6 protein-coding genes are annotated in these 6662 nt (G+C 67.0%); 2 read left to right on the top strand and 4 right to left on the bottom strand.

The window, feature by feature from the left end:
- The 3 genes from GH681_RS19890 to GH681_RS19880 all read right to left on the bottom strand — a co-directional run.
- A partial coding sequence (locus GH681_RS19890) for a transposase (protein WP_194271292.1) occupies positions 1-457 on the bottom strand: 457 nt, incomplete at its 3' end.
- 459 nt (positions 458-916) lie between these two features.
- Positions 917-1348, bottom strand: coding sequence for a BLUF domain-containing protein (locus GH681_RS19885; RefSeq protein WP_153163291.1), 432 nt, complete (start codon positions 1346-1348; stop codon positions 917-919).
- An 80-nt stretch (positions 1349-1428) separates the two neighbouring features.
- Positions 1429-2322: a LysR substrate-binding domain-containing protein gene (locus GH681_RS19880; protein WP_153163290.1), complete on the bottom strand. Its 894-nt coding sequence runs from the start codon at positions 2320-2322 to the stop codon at positions 1429-1431.
- Between the two features lie 105 nt (positions 2323-2427).
- On the opposite strand from GH681_RS19880, the gene GH681_RS19875 reads away from it, so the two are divergent.
- On the top strand, positions 2428-3369 hold the full coding sequence (locus tag GH681_RS19875) for a DMT family transporter (RefSeq protein WP_153163289.1): 942 nt from the start codon (positions 2428-2430) through the stop codon (positions 3367-3369).
- 124 nt (positions 3370-3493) lie between these two features.
- On the top strand, positions 3494-5572 hold the full coding sequence (locus GH681_RS19870) for a M13 family metallopeptidase (protein ID WP_194271291.1): 2079 nt from the start codon (positions 3494-3496) through the stop codon (positions 5570-5572).
- Between the two features lie 12 nt (positions 5573-5584).
- Here GH681_RS19870 and GH681_RS19865 read toward each other — a convergent pair whose 3' ends face one another.
- On the bottom strand, positions 5585-6499 hold the full coding sequence (locus GH681_RS19865) for a hypothetical protein (RefSeq protein ID WP_153163287.1): 915 nt from the start codon (positions 6497-6499) through the stop codon (positions 5585-5587).
- Between the last annotated feature and the right edge of the window lie 163 nt (positions 6500-6662).

Genomic DNA, 6662 nt, shown 5'->3' with positions numbered 1-6662 from the left:
TGAAGTCCGGCGACACCTCCGTGTTGTACATCTGCAGCAGAAACGCCTGGATCTCGCGCACGCTCATCCCGCGGGCGTACATGGCGATGATCTTGTCGTCGAAGCCGGTGAAGCGCCGTTCGTGCTTGCCGATCAGCTGGGGCTCGAACTGCCCGGCCCGGTCCCGCGGGATGTCGATCCGCAGCGGCCCGTCGTCGGTGAGCACCGTCTTGCCGCTCGTGCCGTTACGCTGGTTGGCGGTCGATTCGGGCTTGTCCTCGCCTTCGGCGTAGCCCAGGTGATGGCTCAGCTCGGCCTGAAGCGCCCGCTCGATCAAGGCTTTCTTGATCCCGCGCATCACGTCCTCGACCGCCCCCGCCGTCATCGGGCCCTTCACCACCTGATCGAGCCACTGCTGCGCGCCTTCCGGCAACACGGCTACAGGCGGCAGCGGTAACTTCTGTTTCTTCCTTGGCATAACCCTTCCTTTCTGGGACTACGTTATGCCTCAAACACAAAAATTCGGACAGGCTCGCAAGCGCAAAGGGGGGAGCGGCGGCACCCAGTCGTAATGAATGGCGGGTGGATGGGGGTGGTCCCGGTGGGGACATTGAAGGGTTCAGGTGGAACTTGATGTAGTTCAGGTTCCACCTGATGTTTTTCAGGTTCTATTTAAACGGGTTCAGGTTTGAGTTGAACGGGTTCATGTCCGGGTTGAACAAGTTCAAGTCTGACTTGATCTTGTTCAAGGTTTACTTGAAGTGGTTTAACCCGAAGGTGAATGGCTTCATCCCGGATTTGAACAGGTTCAAGTCGGACTTGAATTGATTCAAGGTTTATTTGAACCGGTTCAAGTAAAACTTGATCTGCTGGAGCCGCCGCGGGTTTGTTGCCGCTCGAACGGAACTCGCGCTGCCAGAAAGGGCGAGTCCTTCCGCTATTTCCCGTTCTTGTCCCCGAAGGTCTTCAGCATTTCCACCGCCAGCCCGGGTGCGCCGGTGAGGGCGCTGGCGGTAAAGCCGCGTTCGAAGAACTGGGCGTAGCCCGGCCAGGTGGCGGCGTCGGCGGGGGTGAGGGCGCGGAAGCCCATGCTCCAGGTGCCAAACTCGCGGGCGGCCACCGGGCTGGCGCACAGCTCGTAGATGTTGTGGTGGCGGGGGTCGGCGCGGATGCGCGACATGGTTTCGGCGACGGCGGCTTCGTCGCCTTCGAGCACCTGCATGAACGCGCCGTTGGCATACAGCAGCATCCCGGTGACGGCCTGGGGCGTGTTGTGGCGGACGGAGGATTCGAGGATGGCGCGCAGCGCCTGTTCGTCCAGAAGGTGCGAGGCGCTGCTGACGTAGATGAGCTGAACAAGCCGACCCATGGCATCCGGATGCTGTGTGTGGAAACGGCATCAGCATACACCAGCGATGTCGGGTGGCTCGCCGCTGGCTTGCGTATGGCTTATTCCGGCGCGCTGCCGGTGAGGCTGTCCACCAGCGCCGCCGCAAAGCCCGAGAGCTGCTCGCGCTTCTTCACGCATACCTTGAGATCGCGCTGGGCCCAGGGCTCCTCCAGCTCGAGGATGGCCAGCGCGGCGCGGCCCGGGCCATCGGGGATCGCGCTGCGGGGCACCATGCCGAGGCCGACGCCGGCGCCCACCATCCGGCAAACGGCCTCGAAGCTGCGTACCTGGATGCGCACTTCCAGATGCCTGCCCAGCGCGGCGGCGGCGTTCATGGTGAAGGTGTGGATCGCCGAGCCGGCGTGGAGCATCACGAAGGGGTGGTCGAGCACTTCCACGAAGGCCATGCTGGGCTGCGCGGCGATGGGGTGATCCACCGGGGCGATCAGCACCAGCCGGTCGGCCCGGTAGGGGATGCAGACCACCTCGGCGCCCTCGACCGAATCGGCCACCACGCCCACTTCCACCTCGCCCCGCGCCACCGCCATCACGATCTCGGGGCTGGTGTGTTCTTCCAGCGTGATGCTCACCTGCGGGTGGCTGCGTAGAAAGGCCGACAGGCTCTCGGGCAGGAAGGTGTGGGTGGCGTGGGTGTTGGCCCACAGATTGACGTGGCCCTTCACGCCCTTGGCGAAGGGCGAGAGGTCGGCGTGCATCTGCTCCAACTGGGCAAACACCTGGCGGGCGTGGCGCAGCAGGGCCTCGCCGGCGCGGGTGAGCTTGACCCCGCGGGCCTCGCGGATCAGCAGCGGGGTGCCGATGGATTCTTCCAGCAGGCGGATGCGATGGCTGGCCGACGACGGGGCGAGATGCACCCGCTCGGCGCCGCGAGTGAGGTTGCGCAGCTCGGCGATGGCCACGAAGAGGCGCAGGTCGGTGAGGTCGTAGTGCATCAGTGTTGGTGAGTAACGAATGCTGGCTTGGGAAAAAGCCAATTTTCAGGGGTGGGGCTGGCCTTCATCATTCGTTTTATCACAACACTGGCAGGAGCGCCCCAAATGCCCTGGAAACATTGGTCCACCGAACGGATGGGCGTTGCCCTCGCGGTGCTGGCCGCCTTCGGGTTCTCGTTCAAGGCGATCTTCGTCAAGCTGGCCTACGCCGCCGCGCCGGTGGAGGCGATCACCCTGCTCACCCTGCGGATGAGCTTCTCGCTGCCCATCGTGCTGGGCGTGGGCCTGTGGATCGGGCGCGACGCGCCGCCGCTGGCCCGCTCGGACTGGGGCATCCTGGTGATGCTGGGGCTGCTCGGCTATTACGGCAGCAGCATCCTGGATTTCGTCGGGCTGCAGTACATCTCGGCGGCGCTGGAGCGGCTGATCCTGTTCGTCTATCCCACCCTCACCGTGCTGATCGGCGTGCTCTTCATGGGCAAGCGGCTGGAGCGGCGGCAGGTGGCGGCGCTGGTGCTCTCTTACGCCGGCATCGGGCTGGCCTTCGCCCACGACCTGAAGATCGCCGGCGACACCCGCGCGGTGTGGCTGGGCGCGGCCTTCGTGTTCGGCTCGGCGCTCACCTACGCGCTGTACAGCGCCGGCACCGAGGTGGCGGTGCGCCGGCTCGGGGCGATCCGCTTTGCGGCGCTGGGGATTGCGGTGTCCACCGTGGCCACCCAGCTCCACTTCGTGGCGAGCCAGCCGCTCACCGCGCTGGTCCAGCCGCTGCCGGTGTATCTGTACGGCGCCGGGATGGCGCTCTTCTCGACGGTGCTGCCGGTGTTCTGGCAATCGGTGGCGATCCGCCGCATCGGTGCCGCGCGGGCGGTGCTGATCGGCACCCTCGGGCCGGTGCTCACCATCTTCTTCGGCTGGCTGCTGCTGGACGAGTCCATCTCGCTGCAGCAGATGGCGGGGGCCGCGCTGGTGCTGGGCGGCGTGCTGATGATGACCCGGCGCGCCAGCCCGCGGCCGGCCGTGGGGTTTGATGGAAAACCCGCCTGAGTGGAGACATGTGCATGAGGTTGTGCGCACGTCATGGCGAAACCTTAAAATGTGTGGGCTGCCGCCCGGCCTTGTGAGGTGCCTGCGGAAGGGCTCCCCCACCAACCGGAATCAAGGAATCGTCATGAGCAGGGTTCAATCGGGTTGTATCTCTTCAGTCAAACGCATCCTGCTGGCCGTGCCGGCGTTGATGCTGATGGGCGCCGTCGCCCACGCGGACACCACCGCCAAGGGGCCGACCTTCGGGCAGTGGGGCGTCGAGACCCGCTACATCGCCCCGGAGATCGCGCCGGGCGACGACTTCTACCGCCACGTGAACAAGGGCTGGCTCGATACCGCCCAGATCCCCGCCGGCCTGCCCATGAACGGCGCCTTCGTGGCCCTGGCCGTCAGCACCGAGCAGCAGCTGCAGGTCTTGATCGACGAGCTCCAGGCCCAGCGCCCGGCCCCCGGCACGCTGGCCCAGCAGGTGGCCGACCTGCAGGCCAGCTACCTGGACGTCGCGCGCCGCAACGCCCTGGGCAGCCGCCCGCTCCAGGCCGGGCTGGACGAGATCCTGGCCCTCGATGACCGGCGCGCCCTGTCCCGCTACATGGGCAAGCTGGGCCAGCGGCCGGTGGTCGACTTCGTGGTGGACCGCGACGCGGTGGCCCCCTCCCGCTACCTGCTGCAGATCTCCCAGGGCGGCCTGGGGATGCCGGGGCGGGATTACTACCTCACCAACGAAGAACCCTACATCGGCCTGCGCAGCGCCTACCGCGACTACATCGAGGGCGTGTTCCAGCGCGCCGGTGTCGGCGACGGCAAGGCCCGCGCCGAAGCGATCGTCGCCTTCGAGACAGCGCTGGCCGCCACCCAGTGGACGCCGGAAGCCCAGCGCGACCCGATCCGGACCTACCACCCCGTGTCGGTGAAGGCCCTTGCCCGCTACGCCCCCGGCATCGACTGGCAAGGCCTGCTGGCCGAGCGGGGCTTCGACGGCGTGAAGCGCGTCAATCTGATGAACGACACCGCGGTGAAGGGCGCGGCCGAGCTCTTCAGCAAGACGCCCGTCGACACCCTGCGGGCCTACCTCGCCTTCCACTACCTGGACAACCGGGCCCCGCTGCTCTCCCAGGCGTGGGTGGATGCCAGCTTCGACTTCCACCAGCGCCGCCTCGGCGGCATCGCCGAGCCCCGGCCCCTCGACAAGCAGGCGCTGGATTTCCTCGGCACGCCGCCGATGGCCGAGCAGGTGGGCCAGCTTTACGCCGCACGCTACTTCCCGCCCGAATACAAGGCCGCCATGGAAAAGCTGGTGGGCTTCCTGCGCGCCGCCTTCCGGGAGCGCCTGGCCCAGACCGCCTGGATGGACGCCCCCACCCGCAAGGCCGCCATCGCCAAGCTCGACGCCATCACCTTCAAGATCGGCTACCCGGACCAATGGCACGACATGAGCAGCGTGAAGGTGGCCCGCGACGACCTGCTGGGCAACGTGATGCGCTACGAGGCCTGGGCCCGTCAGGACGCCCGCGCCAGGCTCGCCGGCCCGGTGCGCAAGTGGGAATGGCCCGAGTACATCACGCCCCAGGTCATCAACGCCGACTACAACCCCAACGCCAACGCCATCGCCTTTCCGGCGGGCATCCTGCAGGCGCCGTTCTTTGATCCGAAGGCCGACCCGGCGATCAACTACGGCGCCATCGGCATGGTGATCGGCCACGAGATGGGCCACGGCTTCGACGACCAGGGCAACCGCTTCGACGGCAAGGGCGTGATGCGCAACTGGTGGACCGAGAAAGCCCGCGCCGGCTTCGAGCAGCGTGCCCGGCAGCTGGTGGCCCAGTACGACCGCTATTCGCCGCTGCCCGGCCTCAACGTGAGCGGCAAGCTCACTCTCGGCGAGAACATCGGCGACCTGGGCGGCCTCACCATCGCCTGGACCGCCTACCAGAAGCTGGTGGCCACCGAATACGCCGGCAAGGCGCCGGTGATCGACGGCTATACCGGCGAGCAGCGTTTCTTCCTGGGTTACGCCCAGCTGTGGCGCTCGCAGTACACCGAAGGCTTCCTGCGCCGCATCACCCTCACCGATGCCCACAGCCCGGGCGAGTTCCGGGTCAATGGCGTGCTGCGCAACTTCGGGCCGTGGTACGACACCTTCAACGTGAAGCCCGGCAACGCGCTGTACCTGCCGCCGGAAGCGCGGGTGAGCATCTGGTGATCGGGGCGCCCCTTACCGGGCGAGCAGCGTGAGCGTGCGCGCCCGGTAGTCCCACACCGTCACGTACTGGCGGAGAAACTGATAGCCCAGCCCCACCCGGTTGTGGGGGCCGCTGGTGAAGCTGAGCGCCCCCACGTCGTGGAGCGCCTGCCCGTGGTGGCTGAGGCCGTTGAGGCTGGCCACCCGGCGGGCCTCGTAGGCGCCATAGGTGTAGGGGCTGGCGCTGATGTGCAGCCGGCCCTGGCTCTCCAGCCGGGCCTGCATGGCCGCGGTGAGCTCCAGGGTGCCGAGGTTGCCGGTGTCGAAGAAGGCGGTGATCGTCTCCTCGCCGATCCGGATATCCACCTCGGGCATCTTTCCATCCACCCCGGTGGGGGTGAAGGGCAGGGTGGCGACCACCCGCGCCGGGTCGATCACCCGGGAGAGGGCCGTGGCATCCTGGCCGTAGGGGTGGAAGGCAATGGTCTGGGCGTCGTAGTCGATCACGAACACGTAATCGCGGTTGAAGCCGTGGCCGATGCTGCCCAGGAAGGCCGGGGTGTAGGCGGCTTCGAGAAACTGCCAGTCGGTGTGGATGAGGCCGGGCACCGCGTCGAGGCGCACGTCGCGGCCGATCTCGATGGCGATCGGCGCGCGCTGCCGGTACAGCACCATCGGCTGCCCGGATGCCGCGTGACCCTCGCCGATCCGGCTGTCCTTCGCCAGCGGCAGGTAGTGGTTGTTCAGGAAGAACGGGAACTCGGTGCCCGTATCGAACATGAACTTGCCCCGCCGCCCATCCACCGCCCCGTCGATCAGGATGTGCCCGTTGAAGGTGTAGAAGGGCAGCGTGAAGCCGGTTTCGGCGGCGGACGCCAGGCCGGGCGCGAGGAGGCTCATCCCCGCGAGCATCCACAGGGCGAACAGGGTGCGGCGCTTTCGGGTCATGGGGCGGGGCTTTCCGGGTGGAGATAGAGGCCGCATTAGAGCACCGGACCATGACGCCGGCAATTGCCGGCGGCAGTGCCGGATCGCGGCCTGTGCGGAGGGAGAATTTCGTTTCCCTTTTGCCCGGCCCGCGCCATACTGCATCGTCGATGCAGTGCACCAA

This window comes from Zoogloea sp. 1C4 (assembly GCF_009469605.1).
Lineage (GTDB): Bacteria > Pseudomonadota > Gammaproteobacteria > Burkholderiales > Rhodocyclaceae > Zoogloea > Zoogloea oryzae.
Note: the sequence above shows the minus strand (reverse complement) of the source record. Positions and strands in the feature narration are given on the sequence as shown.